Origin of the sequence: Paenibacillus sp. G2S3 (assembly GCF_030123105.1) — a bacterium.
GTDB lineage: Bacteria > Bacillota > Bacilli > Paenibacillales > Paenibacillaceae > Paenibacillus_AQ.
Map to the genome: position 1 here is coordinate 2,314,488 of NZ_CP126095.1, position 14,561 is coordinate 2,329,048.

Genomic DNA, 14,561 nt, shown 5'->3' on the forward strand with positions numbered 1-14,561 from the left:
CTCTATGATTACAGCCATAAGGACATGACTACAGCCCCGATAAATACGCTCGAAAAGATAAGAAAGAACAAATAAAGCGCAAATTTGGTCTTAAACAGTGAGAGTAACATCAATGAATTTTTGAAATCCAGCATCGGTCCAAATACCATAAAAGCGAGCAGTGCTCCTCCCGGAAAAGAATGTACAAAGGTGGAAGCTACAAAGGCATCTGAGGTGGAACAGAGCGAAAGCACAAATGCCAGTCCCATCATGAAAAAATAAGACCCGAGCGGCTTGTCTCCGATTGCAGCCAGACTGTCCTGAACCATAAACGTCTGAATGCCAGCGGTCAATAGGCAGCCGATGATTAAGTATTTGCCCATCTCAAAAAACTCATCCGAGGTGTGCACAAAGACAGCGGCTAACTTTCCTCCACGTGAATTATTGTGATGAGAATCCTCGGTTTCGCGCTGAACGCTTAGGCGTATTGGGGACTTTTTTACCGTTGCATAAATAATCAAGCCTATAATACAGGCGACAGCAAAAGCTAGCCCCATCCGGGCATAGGCCAGTTCTGAGTGGTTGCGAAATGCTGTCAGTGTTGCTCCATAGACGACTGGATTTAGGATCGGTCCGGATAAAATAAACACGATCGCTACGTAGACCGGCATCCCCTTATGGATTAGTCGGCGGACAAGAGGGATCATTCCACATTCGCATACCGGAAAAATAATTCCGAGCAGGCAAGCGAATAAAATGGCCGGAAGCGCCTGCCGTGGAATCCAGCGGGAGATCATTTCATCTGGGATAAAGACGCGAAGCAGCGAGGACAATAAAGCTCCTGCTAATACAAACGGCAAGGCTTCTAACAAAATCCCGATAAAACCAGTTTTGAACGTGTCAATGTAGGCGTTGTCGAGTAACGCCAGTTGATTCGGCACCCATATAAAACCAATGATAAACAGGAATGAGATTGGTAGGAGCAGCGGCAGTATTTTTAAAGGTGAGAGGGTAGTCAAGGTGCGAATAAGGCGGTCCACCGATCTGCCAGCAGTTCCTCATCTAAATTTAACCCGATGAACACCACATAAGGCATTCCAGGGTAACGTGACGCTTCCCAGCTCGTACGCATTCCCGCATATTGGACAAGTTGAACCGGCTCCTGTTCGGACAAAAGAATATGCCCTTTGGCACGGAGCAGGTTGTCACCCCATTCTTGAAAGAAAGCCTCAAGCTGTTCTTTGGTAGGTATTGTAGTTCCTGCTTGTGGAATGGTTAACGTGATGGCGGTCACTTGAGAAAAAGAAGTATGGGGCTCTTCTTGCCGTTCTTTTACAGCTGTAGCTCCCTGATCTGAATTCATTTGTTTAAGTGTTGCGCCTTTAAAGGTTTGAGGTGCTCGTTGTGGCGCGGGAGCGATGATTTTACGTGGGATGATTCCTGATAATATCGGAGAAAGGTTGATCTCGCTGTAATGGGTATATACGATTTCAGCCTCTGTATTTTGTTTTCGGACTCCCTTTTCAATTCGCCATAAGGTTTCAGGCTCTACAAGATCGCTCTTATTAACAACAATGAGATCGGCGGTGGACAGCTGCTTGCGAAGGGTACGAACCAGCTGTTTGTCAGAGGAAAGTCTGCTGTTATATTCCAAGGCATTTTCTGCATCCAATAAGGTGATCGTAAAATGCAATTCGACTCTATCCTGAAGAGAGGTCTCTTGAAGTGTTTTAGCGATTTCTTCAGGATCTGCAACGCCAGTAAGCTCGATATAAATAGCATCAGGCCGCCCTCTTAGCAGTACCAGCAGGCTATCCGCTAGATCCTCTTTACGGCTACAGCATACACATCCGTCCAGCAGCTTAGTCACGGTTGTACCCGTGTGCTCCTGCAGAATATACCCATCTACATCTCTCTTTCCCAGCTCATTCATGACTACGCCAGGGTTCAGACCTCTTACCTTGCTCTCTTTCAGCAGGGACAACAGCAGAGTTGTCTTCCCGCTCCCCAGAAACCCGCTCAAAATAATTACTGGTATCTTCATGATCTCCACTCCTGCCTGATTCTCTTGGAATTACAAGAATCATATTTTTATATTTCCATCTATACGTGATTTGTCCGCAAGAAAGACCACAAAATTAAGAGAGTTGGAATTTTTACAAGACAATAGTTGACAGAGTGTGAATAAAACGTGTACGATATGTTAATCGTAATTATTACGATTTAAAAAAGGAGATGGAACCGATGAGAGTAATCATTACTTTGGCATGCACGGAAACAGGAGATCGTAACTATACCACTACCAAGAATAAGCGAAATCATCCAGAACGGATGGAAATGAAGAAGTATTGTCCACGTCTGAAAAGAGTTACATTACACCGCGAAACCCGGTAAGAGCTATGAATGACAAACCTAAACGCTAATTCATAATAGGAGTGATCTGAATGAAAAAAATCCCCGTTACTGTACTCAGTGGCTACTTAGGCTCTGGAAAAACAACACTGCTAAATCATGTCTTGCACAACCGTGAAGGCTTGAAGGTTGCTGTTATCGTAAACGATATGAGTGAAGTGAATGTGGATGCCAATCTGGTGAAGTCCGGAAATACGCTGTCTAGAACTGAAGAGAAATTAGTGGAGATGTCTAACGGCTGTATCTGCTGCACTCTCCGTGATGATTTGATTGTTGAAGTGCAAAAGCTGGCTGCTGAGGGTCGTTTTGATTACATCCTCATTGAATCTTCTGGCATAAGTGAGCCTGTGCCGGTGGCGCAGACCTTTACCTATGCGAATCCCGAGCTGGATATCGATTTAACTACCCTTGCTCAATTAGACACGATGGTTACCGTTGTGGATGCGGGCCGATTCTGGCATGACTTCTCTTCTGGTGATAGTCTGATGGATCGTAGTCAAACGGCTGGCGAAGACGATTTTCGGGATATTGTGGATTTGCTCATAGACCAGATCGAAACTTGTGATGTGTTGCTGCTTAATAAATGTGATCTGCTGGAAGAAGAAGAGCTCAACAAGCTTGAAGCGGTTCTCCGTAAACTTCAGCCGAGCGCCAAGCTGATCCGAACGGTTAACGGAGTAGTAGATCCGAAGGAGATTCTTAATACAGGACTGTTTGATTTTGAAAAAACAAGCTTATCCTCCGGTTGGATCACGGAGCTGAATAAGGATTCGCATACGCCTGAGACGGAGGAATACGGGATATCTTCTTTTGTTTATCGCCGGAGAACACCCTTTCATCCGCAAAGGTTAAGCTTGTTCTTTAGTCATTGGCCGGAGGAAGTTGTCAGAGCGAAAGGGATTGTATGGGTTGCCGCGGAGGGTGATCTTGCAGCGAGTATCAGCCAGGCTGGACCCTCTATTCAGTTCGGACCTGCCGGCTACTGGCTAGCTACAATGCCTGAGGATGAGCAGCTCGAGGTACTGGAAAGCGAACCTGAAATGAAGGCCAAATGGGACAATCAGTGGGGCGATCGAATGAATGAAATCGTGTTTATCGGTGTTAGTATGGACCCGGCACAGATCGAAGGCAGATTAGATCGATGTTTGTTGACGAAAGATGAGTTGAAGCAGGATTGGACAACGTTTAATAATCCGCTTCCTTGGCCCGTTGAGGAGCTCCTTGCGGCAGCGGCTGAGGAGTAGAATTCTAGATGAAATAGCAGGTAGGAAATCCGGAATCCAGGAGGCTGAGATTCCGGATTTTTGCTGTGCAATTATAGTGACTATGAATTATCATAGAAGGAATATATTTCAATTGAAAATAGAGGTGATGTACATGAGTTATACAAACACTTTCGTTCGGGTTGCAGAAGATTGTCCGGAGGAAACGGGGATACCCCCAATGTCTTGTCGTACACTCCCGCCTGCGCATGTAATTCAATATGAGCTGCTTATTAATGAGCCTTACAAATACAATCATGAAGAGCTTCTATTTGAGGTTCATGTACGTCATAAACAAATTCCGCTAGAAGATCGTGTGACCCGGAGGGAAGAAATATGGAAAGAGCTATTCTCTAGAAACCATCCATGCCTACGAGCCTCTCTACTTCCGAAGCGTTTCGGTTGGGGTGTCCATTACAACAATGAGGGGAAAATAGCTATTTATGGCAAGGAGTCTCCCGAATACGACTATTTTACTTCAGATGGTGATGAAGCGGTGAAGCTGCTGCCAGCGATGCGGAATAAGCGGGGAAGTAGCTGATAAGGGGGGGATAGCATGTATAAATCGATAGAAGAAATAACACTTAATACTTGGCCAGCAGAGCAGAGTACTCTCCTAAATGGCTGGATTCTGCGCACGGCTGCTGGATATACGAAAAGGGCCAATTCGGTCAATCCGTTATATGGAGAAGAAAGCTCTCTTACCGATCTTACAAACCAAATTAAGCTGGCTGAGCAGTACTATAAGGCTGCTGGATTAAAGCCAGTGTTTAAAATAACACCGTATATCCAGCCTGCGAACCTGGATGAGGTGCTTGCAGATCGTGGATACACAATCGTCGAGCCATCATCTGTAAGGCTACTAGATCTGGAGGGATTAGCTGCTCCTGATCTTCGTTATGAGATACAAGTTCAGGAGAGCTTGACTGAAGAGTGGCTAAATGCCTTCACAGAGCTCTCTGCGCTCTCATTTGACAATCGGAGCACATTAACTAAAATGTTATCAGCTTCGTATTTACAGCAAGGCTATGTCCTATTATTTAACGATGGCGTTCCTACAGCTTGCGGTCTTGGTGTTATTCAGAACGGATACATAGGTCTCTTTGATATTATCACTGCTTCAGATCAGCGTAGACAAGGTATGGCGGAACAACTGCTGCTTGCATTGCTTCACTGGGGGAAGATACAGGGAGCGACAACGGCTTTTTTGCAGGTCGTACAAGCTAATGCTGGTGCTTCGGCTTTGTATGACAAGCTCGGTTTTAAGGAGATATACCAATATTGGTATAGAGTGTAGTCTTGCATGAAGCGGGGTCGCACTGGCTGTTTCAGCGAAATGAGACCCCGCAAGGAAATTAAACGAACTTCCCTTGACCCGGTAACGCCATTTCTTTGAAATTTTTGCATAAATGAGCGAGCTGAGTAGATAACTTCTCACCTTCCATGGGCACCCCATGTCCAGAAAGAACGATGTGAGGATCTAGCAGTGCAAGGGTACGGACTGACTTTTCCGCGTCTTCCCAGTCCGTCGTGAAATAGGAGGGAGGGCCGTGTACAACCTGATGCTGTGTAGCCACTGCGAATACAGACTCTTGTTTGACTGTAAGAAAGGTATCACCAGCAATCAGAACCTTATCCTCTGGTCTGAATAGGGAAATATGTCCTGGACTATGTCCAGGTGTATGGATCCATTTCCAGCCTATCGCGCCAGGGACGGTTCTGTCTTCCGGCAATGGATGTATGGCTGATCCAAGGTCGATGCCATGATGTGAAAATAAGGAGGACACCATACTCATCAGCCCGCCGCCTACGGCCGGATCCGCTGGAGGATAATCCGCTTTACCTGTTAGATAAGGAAGCTCTAGTGGATGAGCGTACACAGGCACATTCCATTCCTCAATAAGCTTTTTTACGCCCCCGATATGGTCAAAATGCCCATGAGTCAGGATAATTGCCACCGGAGGCTTCTCGTACTTTTCCTTAGCAAAATCAATAATACTGTTAGTGTAAGAGCTGAGTCCCGTATCTACAATGATCCAGTCCGAATTGGGCTGGCCGATGAATGCACAATTTACGAACATGGTTCGTAGTCCGATGACACCGGGGGCCACGTTCCAAGTATCGGTGTAGCCTTCAGATAGTATTCCGTCAAGTCTCATCTTACGCCTCCTGTTCCGTTCTTAAGTTCTGAACAAAGTACCTAAACAGTAGTATGACCCGTTTTCAAGAAAAAAATATGGCAAAAAACCCTTCTCCTTATTAAGGAAGAAGGGCTGACATTGAACTTATTAAGCGATATCACATTAGAGCGTTCCGCAGTCTGCAAATAGAATATGGCGTGGAATCCGGAAGAAGGTCTCGGCTTTTTCCTGCAAAGCAGGGGTAGGTAGATGGCTGCTATGCAACCATTTTCTAAACGTTCCGGGATGAATCCCTATCCAAATACTTACATCGGTTACGGAAAAATCATAAACCATACAGAGGCCGGTCAGAATCACATTGCTACGAGGTGAACTGGTAATACTTCTTTTCATAAATCGTGAAGGTGTTGGTTGACATACAATTGGACTTTGACGAATCAGTGCTTCATTGAACAAAATGTGGGGCGGGTACCCGAGTAGGCGGCAGGTCTTGTCAATGTTATTGTTGGAAGGGATACGACCTTCGTATACCCAGGCGCTTACACTGCGTGAGGATATACCAAGATCTTCTGCGAGTCGTGAAAGTTTGATATCCTTAGCCATCAATACTGCAAGTAACACACGGTTTCTAATCTGGCTACGCTTTGGACGGCGGAATCTTTTTACACGAACGCCTTGTCCAAGATATTTGCGGTTGATCAGAGACCACGCCTGGATATTATGAGTTTCTTGTTGGTTACTAGGCATAATTCCTCCGATTTTTTAAAAATATACTACAACACTTTCATATCAGACGGCAATGGTTAATGCTTCTATTTCTGACATCACTTTTTAAGTTTCTTTCAGAACGCGTACGCTTATGATATATTTTTAATATCTAATTACAATATTACAACAGGGAGCGAGATAGAATGATCAAGCATATTGTGTTTTTTAAATTGAAGGATCGGTCCGAAGAAAGCGTTGCGGCAACGGTAGCCGTACTGCGAAATATGGAAGGGAAAATCCCGCAGCTCCTTTCGATTGAAGTGGGTGCTGATATCATTCATTCTGATCGGTCCTTTGATATTGCTTTAGTTACGGTCGTAGCTTCTCTAGATGATTTACAGGCTTATCAGGTTCATCCGGCGCACAAGGAAGTTATAGCTCATATTAATGAAGTTAAAGAACTTTCAATTGCAGTGGATTACGTAATTTAAGGTATCTACTGAATAAAAAGCATCATCATTTTATACCGGAAGCGGTGACAGGAATGCGTGAGCTCGAGTATCCGATGGAAGCGTTAACTTATTTGGTCGTTTTTCTTGCGGCATGTTTCATTATGTTCTTCTGGCTGAAACGCCGCGGCAAACGCGGTAAGTAGGGATAATGCAGATTTCTCTAACTATTTTCGACATGGGGGTATTGCTGTGTATTATGTCAACCGCAAACAAATCGAAACCATTCTTGCTCAAATCCCAGATATAACCACGGGTCTTCGGACTGTAGCAGCTTCATGGGATGGCAATACTTTAACCGGACTAATACAGGAACGCTGCCTTCATCTGGCGATAGAGGTGGTAACGGACGTTGGCAGTTGTCTGATTGATGGTTTTATTATGCGTGATGCTGGAAGTTATGAGGATATTATTTCTATCATCCATGAAGAAAAAGTGCTAGGTAAAAGTGAGATCTACGAGAGATTGATAGAGCTTGTCGCACTTCGTAAACCGCTCGTGCAGGATTATTTTGCTTGGGAAAGAGATACACTACACCCACTCACACCAATCCTTTCAGAGGTGCTAGAGCAGTTTGCTTTTGAAGTAGGGAATTATTTGGATCAGGAACTTGGGTCCGGTGTAACGCTATAATAGCATAAGATAGAATCATATAAAATAGGCGGTAGCCGTGAAAGAGAGGGGGTTCCTTTATGATGAAGATGGGGCAGGAAAATGGATCGACAAGGCACTTGATTATGACGCTCCTGAAGACGAAAGGACCACTGACCATCGGCGCGCTGGCAGAAGAATTGGGAATAACAGAGATGGGTGTCCGTCGTCATGTGCTACAGCTGGAGCAGGAGGGGCTTGCTAAGACTAAAGTGGTTCGGCAAGCAATGGGGCGGCCTTTACATATGTATTCTTTAACGGAGAGGTCCGAAGATTATTTTCCAAAAAGCTATCACAATCTGGCGTTGGAGCTTCTGCGTGAATTGGATTATGGCAGTGGGTTGGAAGCTGTTAATACATTATTTGAGGGACGCCGTCGCCGGATGCTCACCCAGTATGCACCGATGATGGAACGCCGGAATTTGGAAGAACGAGTAGCAGAATTATCGTCGATCCAAAATGCTGGTGGATATATGGCGGAGTGGAACCGTGAAGAGGATGGCTCGTATGTCATAAGAGAATACAATTGCCCGATTCGCCAGGTAGCTACTCAGTATCGTAAAGCTTGTCAATGCGAGCATAGCCTGTTTGAAGAATTGCTGGATGCTAAGGTTACGCGCAGTGAATGTATGGCAGAAGGCGGACAATGCTGCCGATACGCTATTGCACCCAAAAATGTAACAGACAAAACTTCAGAAAAGTCGTAATAATTAGTCACAAGACAAACTCCTGCTGCTTATGATATAGCAGATATAGGCATTAGCCCGGTAGAGCGGGAAGCAATGAATTCAAAGGAGAGATGAAATGATGAAAAAGGACACTAAGGGTTTGTTATGGGGAGCTTTAGTCGGAAGTGTGGTTGGATCGGTGACAGCACTTCTGTTTGCGCCTAAACCAGGTAAAGAGCTGCGCAAGGATATTGCGGAAGGAACAGCTGCTGGCATTGAAAAGGTACAGGGAATTGCCGTGCAAGCAGGTGACAAGAGCATCGAGCTGTATGACAAAGCTAAGGATTCTATAGGTCATGTAGTACATGAGGTCCGCGAATGGAGCAAATCATGTTCGAATGCTGTTGATGAAGAAGATACAGCTACGGTAGCTGTAAGTGGAATTGCTGCTGAAGAGACTATTCAAGAGGCTGCGGCCACTTTGGAAGAGGTAACGGAGCTAGAAGAATCGTTTGTTGATGATGAAGCAAGTAGTGAAGAAGCTAGTCTTGAAGATGCTCAGCCAGAAGACAAGGACAATAACGAAATCGCATAATGAAACAGTGGATGGAGTGTTTGGTTTTAAGGTCAAAAAGTACTTATTCTCTTTTAATAGAGCCGCTTTTTCGCATTGGGCGGAAGGTGGCTTTTTTATTTCATTCTTATAGACATGTCAAATGATGGAAAAAGTCTTGGCTTGAACTAAGAGTACAAAAGGAGTATTATCTGCAATTGGGGCTGAAAGTCAGGTACATTTTGTTTTCGGCTTACATAAGCTACACAAAACAAGTAAAAGGAAGCGGTGTGTTCGTGCAGCAAGCTATTGCAATATTAGACTCAGGTGTGGGAGGGCTAACAGTTGTCAAAGAAGTGATGAGGCAACTCCCGCGGGAGAAGATCATTTATTTCGGAGATACGGCCCGAGCTCCGTACGGACCCCGTTCGACCGAGGAAGTAACACTCTTTACAGAACAAATTGTAGATTATTTGATCCAGTTTAATCCTAAAATGATTGTTATCGCTTGTAATACCGCAACAGCTGCGGCACTCGATTATATCTCGGCCAAGGTTTCTATCCCTGTCATTGGGGTGATCCATCCTGGAGCCCGTGCTGCAATTAGCGCGACCAAAAGCGGACATGTCGGTGTGATCGGTACAATAGGAACTATCAGCAGCGGGGCTTATACTAACGCACTAAAGCAGCTGTCTCCTTTTGTTGAGGTTGTAAGTCAAGCCTGCCCAGCGCTTGTCCCGCTTGTTGAGCAAGGCATGTTCCGCTCAGAGAAAAGTTATGATATTGTAGAGCAGGCATTGGAAGGCATTAAAGATAATAACATCGATACTTTAATTTTAGGATGCACTCATTATCCATTTCTTGTTGAGCCTATTGGAGAGACCATGGGACCGGGAGTCAAACTGATCAGTTCTGCAGATGAGACAGCTCGTGAGATCAGCACGATTTTATATGATAAAGGCAAGCTGTCCATCGGGGATGAAAGTCCAATTCATCAGTTCTTTTGCAGTGGTGATGCTGAAATGTTTCAGAGAATTGCCCGAGACTGGCTTGGAGAACAAATTAGACGTACCCCAGTAGTATGGCAAGTATCTACGTTATAAGCAGAGCGATGTTGAATTGAATAGGGACAAACTCCATGGAGTGTAAGATAAAATAGGCTGGGAAGCACATTTCCCAGTCTATTTTCTTGTTGTGATTCATTTCTCCTTCATGCAGGGTAGTGGCGCTTGCATACAATAGAGTTAAGTGCTGTTTGCTGCTATTTTTGTATCCACCGTATCAGCAATTTAAGGCCGAGAGGATGAGACCTAATGCGACAATACATTGCAAGCAGGGGAGATACCGTAAGCCGAATTGCCGCCCTGCATGGATTAACCCCTGAGCATGTTATTCAAGGCAATCCATGGGTTGGGAGACAGTCTTATTTATATCCCGGTCAGGTTTTATTTCTACCGTCTTCACCACGTAAACGGTATGCGGTGCAAGAAGGAGACGATCCTGAACGCATAGTCTCATTATTCAATGTGAGCTTAGATGATTTGGAGAAGCTTAACCCAGGTGTGACCTCAGGGCGCTGCACACCGGGAAAAGTGCTCGTCATTCCACCTTCAATTCCAGAGCGCGTGGTATTCTTGCGTGGAGAGTATGGCCCGGTTGATCTTGAGAACGACATCAGCAGTCTGATTACGCAATATCCTTTTATACAAGCGCATCCGATTGGCAACAGTGTGCTTGGTAAGCCAATTCATGTGCTTAAAATAGGCAATGGAACCCGTCATCTACATGTTAACGCCGCTCTGCATGCTAATGAATGGCTGACCTCGCCTTGCCTGATGTCGTTTATAGAAGAGTACGCAACAGCTTATGCTGAAGGTGTGGCATGGAATGGTCATCGGCCAGAGGAATGGTACAATAACTGGACTCTATGGGCTGTACCAATGGCCAACCCTGACGGCGTGGAGTTAGTACAGGAAGGTGTTTTGCCTGGCCACCCTTATTATGCGGACCTTATGAAATGGAACGGTGGACGGCGTAGTTTTCGCCATTGGAAGGCCAATATACGCGGTGTGGATCTCGGCGATCAATTCCCCGCGCATTGGGAAGAGGAACGTGAACGCCGTGGTGTAAAGCTGCCCTCTCCGCGTGATTACAGTGGTCCTGAGGCGCTTAGTGAACCAGAAGCAGCCGCATTGGCAGAACTTGCTGAGAGCGTACCAGGAGAAGCTGCAGTGTCTTTGCATAGCCAAGGGGGAGAGATCTACTGGAACTACCGGGGATATGAGCCTCCCGAAAGCCGCGAATTAGCAGCACGGCTGGCCACTGCGAGCAGCTATCGTGCAGTTGAATTAACTGGCAGTGATGCTGGATATAAGGATTGGTTCATTCAGACCTTTCGCAAACCTGGATTTACAGTAGAGCTGGGAATCGGTAAAAATCCGCTGCCGATGGCAGATTTTGAGGATATGGCACTAGAAACGGGTCTAATTTTGGGAACGATACTATCCAATGTGAAATAATTATGAAACAATTACAGTAAACTTGCGTAACATAAACCATAGGGTATGGCCGCTGTCGTCTCTACACGTTATCCGCGGCTGTATCCTTTTTACTTGGGAGGAGGGCAACTATGAAACTGAAGAAACTGCTGTCACTGAAACAATGGTCTACTATCTTCAGTAGTTCCTGGCGATATGTAATCTCCCCTAAAGTCGCAATTGGGGACAAGCTATTATTCACAATTCCAGTGCTGCTCTACTGGGTGCTGCCGGATTTCATGCCTTTTTTGCCGATCGATGATATTGGTGTGACGATGCTTCTTATGGGCTGGTTCGTGTCACGAATGGGACGAAAATACCCGGCACTTCAGGTCGGGAATGAGGCAATTAAGTAAGATTCGCTTCGGATTGTGTATCTAATTTGTTAATATAGTTGCTTTTAGATATCATTTACCTTTAAAATAGGTAATTGAGTATTTAATTTAAGTACTAGGAGATGGATGATAGATGAAGGTCAAAATTACCCGCAATGCGGCTAAAGTGATAAAGAAACAAATGGAACTTGAAGGAAACAGCGAGTTGAAGCTTCGCGTAGCGATTACGCATGCTCACGGTGATCATGCTCACTACGGACTGGATTTGGACACGCCTAACGAGAATGATGTTGTTGTCTCGACAGATAAAGAAATCGATGTTATTCTTGATCCGAATCAGCCGCTCCTTGATGGTGTGGTCGTTGATTATTTGTATCTTCCTGAAGAAGGTTTTGTCATTACTAATCCGTCTAAAGGTAATCACGGCGATCACTAAACGCTTCGCCTTAAATTTGGGACATAAAGAAGGGTTGCTCCATGGCTAACGATATACAAGTGTGCGATGAATGTAATTTTATGAAATTGAAGAGTATCATACCCAAACTGCAAAAGATGGCGCCTGATGCTGAGATCAAGGTCGGCTGTAAGTCGTACTGTGGTCCTTGTGGCAAACGGGCCTTTGTATATGTTAATGGTCGTTATGTGAGTGCTCCAACAGAGGAAGAAGTGTTGAAGAAGGCTGAAGCTTTTATCAAACAACCGGCCGTTCAGAAATAATGCAGAGGTCTTATCCATCAACTTAAAAAGCCCTAAACCCGTGTTGATCACGGAGTTTAGGGCTTTTAGTTTATAAAATGAAATTTTTATGGTGTAGATTCTTCTTTTCGGAGCATCTTGATGCCATCGTATTTCATGATATCGTCTGAGATTTGCAGCCGTTGCTTGCTTGTCTCGAACCCGGTGCTGCAACCCGCAACATCAATGGCTTCGCGGCTGTCAAGGCTATAACAGGTGCCGCTGTCGAATTGTCCATTTTCGCTGGGGAGATAGGATCTCTTTGCATCGGCAAAGGCTCCGGTTCGCAGTGTCACAAGTCGATCTCTGCCACTGAACAGATTATTACCCATAAGATAATAAGGATCACTTGAGATCCCCAGCAGATGGAGTAAAGAAGGTGTGAGATCCATTTGACCAGCCGGATTAGAATCAATGGCCGAGGTTTTAGTGCCCGGCAGATGAATGAGCAATGGAACTTGGTGCATGATTTGATGCATGTCGAGCTTACTTAGGCTTTTGCCAAGAAATCGTTCGTAATAAGAGGTCTCTTGGATGGAGTTATCATGATCCCCATAAAAGGCAAGAATCGTATTATCCCACAGCCCACGCTGTTTCATATCGCTTACTAATTCCCCTAAAGCTTCATCCGTATAGTGAACAGCCTGCAAATAATCTCCGAAGATGGTTCCTTTAAATTCGCCGGTATCTAGCCCTTGCTTGTCCGCAGGGAGAGAATAAGGATGATGACTAGATAGTGTAGTCACAAAAGAGTAAAAAGGCTTCTGTATGGATTCTGCAGTATCCATAATATTCAGTGATTGTCTTAAGAACGATTTATCTCCCAATGACCAGCCTAGTGGCTCGTCGATCTTATAGTCTTTTTTGCTATAAAAATGGTCATATCCCATCGCCTTATACATGATCTGCCGATTCCAGAAGCTTCCCTCATACGCATGGAAGGCATTGGTGCTGTAGCCCTTGGACTTCAAAATGGCAGGCAGCGTATCAAATTGATGATCCGGGTAACGGACAAATACCGAGCCGGAGACCAGTGGATACAGTGAACCATTCGAGGCGAAATCTGCATCGGAGGTTCGTCCTTGTGAGGTCTGATGATAATAATTACTGAAGTAGGTGTTCTCTTTGATTAGCGCGTTCAAATTAGGTGTGACCTCTTGTCCATTGATCGAACGTCCTATTACAAAATTCATAAAAGCTTCAGCTTGAATAACAACGATGTTGCTTCCGCTGTATTTTCCAAAGCTGTCGTTAATAGCACTTTGCTCAGCGTTGTGTTCATTGAACCAGAGCTTCATGGAGCTGGCTTCCTTTTGTGAAAGCTCAGGCTGCGGGCCTAAATGATCTTTGGCATACAAGTAAATATCATAACCGTGAAATCCAATGAGTCCTGTGACGTTATACATCGCCAAGCTCCACCAGTTCCCTGTGAATAAGCTCTTGGCCCAGGTAGTGGCATAAGAGTGGATAGGACCAAAGGTCAGAATGCAGCCCAGTACCAAGGCTACGATCCCATTAGCGCTTCGTTTCAGTACTCTCATTAAGCGTGAAGAGGTGCGGAAATGACTTGTACGAGCATAATAGGAAGGCTGCCCATTGTTATAGTTATGGGTGTTCCGGAGGAATAACGCTACGCCAATGGTGTAAACCAGAAACAGCAGCCAATCCGCGAACAAGTAGAGATCAGAAGGACGGAGCAATGCAAAGATACTTCCGCCAAGTGCATCCATCTGTCCGGCTTGAAATAGAACGGGAACAGTGATGAAATCCTGAAAGTAGCGATAGTAGACAATATCAGAATATATAAGTAGTGTCAGGAGCAGGTTTATACATACCAAGGCTATAGTTTGTCCACGTCGTGGGAGCCATAATACCCAAAAAGATAACAGCATAACTGAGCCGAGAGCAATCAGCTTGTCGAGACGGTTCATATCAATATTAGGGGCATGCAGCCCGCTGTGAAGAAACATTAGCTTCGCGAACATAATGCCAAGAAAAAGGATATAACCGATATAACGGGAACGGACAATTGTGATCATTCTATCCGTTAAGGATGAATTGCTCCTAGTAA

Annotated in this window: 18 protein-coding genes; 13 read left to right on the plus strand and 5 right to left on the minus strand. The window is 45.0% G+C overall.

Annotated elements, in window-relative coordinates:
- Window positions 1-8: 8 nt before the first annotated feature.
- Together QNH28_RS09830 and QNH28_RS09835 are read right to left on the minus strand one after the other, a co-directional pair.
- Entirely contained in the window at window positions 9-1,019 is a 1,011-nt protein-coding gene (locus QNH28_RS09830) for a permease (protein ID WP_349655041.1), read from the minus strand.
- The gene (locus tag QNH28_RS09835; RefSeq protein ID WP_283911200.1) at window positions 995-2,023 is read right to left on the minus strand and encodes a CobW family GTP-binding protein; all 1,029 of its coding nucleotides are present in this window, start codon (window positions 2,021-2,023) and stop codon (window positions 995-997) included. The genes QNH28_RS09830 and QNH28_RS09835 overlap by 25 nt, the downstream gene beginning before the upstream one ends.
- Window positions 2,024-2,223: 200 nt before the next feature.
- On the opposite strand from QNH28_RS09835, the gene rpmG reads away from it, so the two are divergent.
- The 4 genes from rpmG (at window position 2,224) to QNH28_RS09855 (ending at window position 4,950) form a co-directional block, all read left to right on the plus strand.
- Entirely contained in the window at window positions 2,224-2,373 is a 150-nt protein-coding gene (gene rpmG, locus QNH28_RS09840; protein WP_076283195.1) for a 50S ribosomal protein L33, read from the plus strand.
- Window positions 2,374-2,423: 50 nt separating this feature from the next.
- A complete protein-coding gene (locus tag QNH28_RS09845) occupies window positions 2,424-3,635 on the plus strand; it encodes a GTP-binding protein (protein ID WP_283911201.1) in 1,212 nt (403 codons plus the stop codon).
- Between the two features lie 133 nt (window positions 3,636-3,768).
- Complete coding sequence (locus QNH28_RS09850) at window positions 3,769-4,194, plus strand: DUF6157 family protein (RefSeq protein WP_283911202.1); 426 nt, start codon at window positions 3,769-3,771, stop codon at window positions 4,192-4,194.
- 15 nt (window positions 4,195-4,209) lie between these two features.
- On the plus strand, window positions 4,210-4,950 hold the full coding sequence (locus tag QNH28_RS09855) for a GNAT family N-acetyltransferase (RefSeq protein ID WP_283911203.1): 741 nt from the start codon (window positions 4,210-4,212) through the stop codon (window positions 4,948-4,950).
- Window positions 4,951-5,008: 58 nt separating this feature from the next.
- Here QNH28_RS09855 and QNH28_RS09860 read toward each other — a convergent pair whose 3' ends face one another.
- Entirely contained in the window at window positions 5,009-5,812 is an 804-nt protein-coding gene (locus QNH28_RS09860) for an MBL fold metallo-hydrolase (protein WP_283911204.1), read from the minus strand.
- Window positions 5,813-5,956: 144 nt separating this feature from the next.
- Window positions 5,957-6,541, minus strand: a complete 585-nt coding sequence (locus QNH28_RS09865; protein ID WP_283911205.1) for a helix-turn-helix domain-containing protein — start codon at window positions 6,539-6,541, stop codon at window positions 5,957-5,959.
- A 164-nt stretch (window positions 6,542-6,705) separates the two neighbouring features.
- Here QNH28_RS09865 and QNH28_RS09870 point away from each other — a divergent pair, with 164 nt between their 5' ends.
- The 9 genes from QNH28_RS09870 to QNH28_RS09910 all read left to right on the plus strand — a co-directional run bounded on the left by QNH28_RS09870 (window position 6,706) and on the right by QNH28_RS09910 (window position 12,472).
- Window positions 6,706-6,993, plus strand: coding sequence for a Dabb family protein (locus tag QNH28_RS09870; RefSeq protein WP_042126253.1), 288 nt, complete (start codon window positions 6,706-6,708; stop codon window positions 6,991-6,993).
- A gap of 210 nt (window positions 6,994-7,203) precedes the next feature.
- Window positions 7,204-7,644 (plus strand): DUF86 domain-containing protein, encoded by a 441-nt coding sequence (locus tag QNH28_RS09875; RefSeq protein WP_283911206.1) that lies wholly within the window; start codon window positions 7,204-7,206, stop codon window positions 7,642-7,644.
- 59 nt (window positions 7,645-7,703) lie between these two features.
- Entirely contained in the window at window positions 7,704-8,369 is a 666-nt protein-coding gene (locus tag QNH28_RS09880) for a helix-turn-helix transcriptional regulator (RefSeq protein ID WP_042126257.1), read from the plus strand.
- 97 nt (window positions 8,370-8,466) lie between these two features.
- The gene (locus QNH28_RS09885) at window positions 8,467-8,925 is read left to right on the plus strand and encodes a YtxH domain-containing protein (RefSeq protein WP_283911207.1); all 459 of its coding nucleotides are present in this window, start codon (window positions 8,467-8,469) and stop codon (window positions 8,923-8,925) included.
- A 254-nt stretch (window positions 8,926-9,179) separates the two neighbouring features.
- A complete protein-coding gene (gene racE, locus QNH28_RS09890; protein WP_283911208.1) occupies window positions 9,180-9,986 on the plus strand; it encodes a glutamate racemase in 807 nt (268 codons plus the stop codon).
- 210 nt (window positions 9,987-10,196) lie between these two features.
- A complete protein-coding gene (locus tag QNH28_RS09895) occupies window positions 10,197-11,402 on the plus strand; it encodes a M14 family metallopeptidase (RefSeq protein WP_283911209.1) in 1,206 nt (401 codons plus the stop codon).
- Between the two features lie 110 nt (window positions 11,403-11,512).
- A complete protein-coding gene (locus tag QNH28_RS09900; protein WP_283911210.1) occupies window positions 11,513-11,776 on the plus strand; it encodes a hypothetical protein in 264 nt (87 codons plus the stop codon).
- Window positions 11,777-11,888: 112 nt separating this feature from the next.
- Window positions 11,889-12,191: a HesB/IscA family protein gene (locus tag QNH28_RS09905; RefSeq protein WP_042126263.1), complete on the plus strand. Its 303-nt coding sequence runs from the start codon at window positions 11,889-11,891 to the stop codon at window positions 12,189-12,191.
- A gap of 41 nt (window positions 12,192-12,232) precedes the next feature.
- Window positions 12,233-12,472 carry a YuzB family protein gene (locus QNH28_RS09910; protein ID WP_283911211.1) on the plus strand — a complete coding sequence of 80 codons (240 nt, stop codon included), beginning with the start codon at window positions 12,233-12,235 and terminating at the stop codon, window positions 12,470-12,472.
- Window positions 12,473-12,558: 86 nt separating this feature from the next.
- Here the strand turns inward: QNH28_RS09910 and QNH28_RS09915 are convergent, their stop codons facing one another.
- Entirely contained in the window at window positions 12,559-14,529 is a 1,971-nt protein-coding gene (locus QNH28_RS09915) for an LTA synthase family protein (RefSeq protein ID WP_283912106.1), read from the minus strand.
- Window positions 14,530-14,561 lie beyond the last annotated feature (32 nt).

Coding starts and splice junctions, on each gene's coding strand:
- QNH28_RS09865 (WP_283911205.1), bottom strand. CDS start 6,541: ATGCCTAGTAACCAACAAGAAACTCATAATATCCAGGCGTGGTCTCTG.
- QNH28_RS09905 (WP_042126263.1), top strand. CDS start 11,889: ATGAAGGTCAAAATTACCCGCAATGCGGCTAAAGTGATAAAGAAACAA.
- QNH28_RS09895 (WP_283911209.1), top strand. CDS start 10,197: ATGCGACAATACATTGCAAGCAGGGGAGATACCGTAAGCCGAATTGCC.
- QNH28_RS09860 (WP_283911204.1), bottom strand. CDS start 5,812: ATGAGACTTGACGGAATACTATCTGAAGGCTACACCGATACTTGGAAC.
- rpmG (WP_076283195.1), top strand. CDS start 2,224: ATGAGAGTAATCATTACTTTGGCATGCACGGAAACAGGAGATCGTAAC.
- QNH28_RS09870 (WP_042126253.1), top strand. CDS start 6,706: ATGATCAAGCATATTGTGTTTTTTAAATTGAAGGATCGGTCCGAAGAA.
- QNH28_RS09885 (WP_283911207.1), top strand. CDS start 8,467: ATGATGAAAAAGGACACTAAGGGTTTGTTATGGGGAGCTTTAGTCGGA.
- QNH28_RS09850 (WP_283911202.1), top strand. CDS start 3,769: ATGAGTTATACAAACACTTTCGTTCGGGTTGCAGAAGATTGTCCGGAG.
- QNH28_RS09845 (WP_283911201.1), top strand. CDS start 2,424: ATGAAAAAAATCCCCGTTACTGTACTCAGTGGCTACTTAGGCTCTGGA.
- QNH28_RS09880 (WP_042126257.1), top strand. CDS start 7,704: ATGATGAAGATGGGGCAGGAAAATGGATCGACAAGGCACTTGATTATG.
- QNH28_RS09835 (WP_283911200.1), bottom strand. CDS start 2,023: ATGAAGATACCAGTAATTATTTTGAGCGGGTTTCTGGGGAGCGGGAAG.
- QNH28_RS09855 (WP_283911203.1), top strand. CDS start 4,210: ATGTATAAATCGATAGAAGAAATAACACTTAATACTTGGCCAGCAGAG.
- QNH28_RS09900 (WP_283911210.1), top strand. CDS start 11,513: ATGAAACTGAAGAAACTGCTGTCACTGAAACAATGGTCTACTATCTTC.
- QNH28_RS09915 (WP_283912106.1), bottom strand. CDS start 14,529: ATGATCACAATTGTCCGTTCCCGTTATATCGGTTATATCCTTTTTCTT.
- QNH28_RS09910 (WP_283911211.1), top strand. CDS start 12,233: ATGGCTAACGATATACAAGTGTGCGATGAATGTAATTTTATGAAATTG.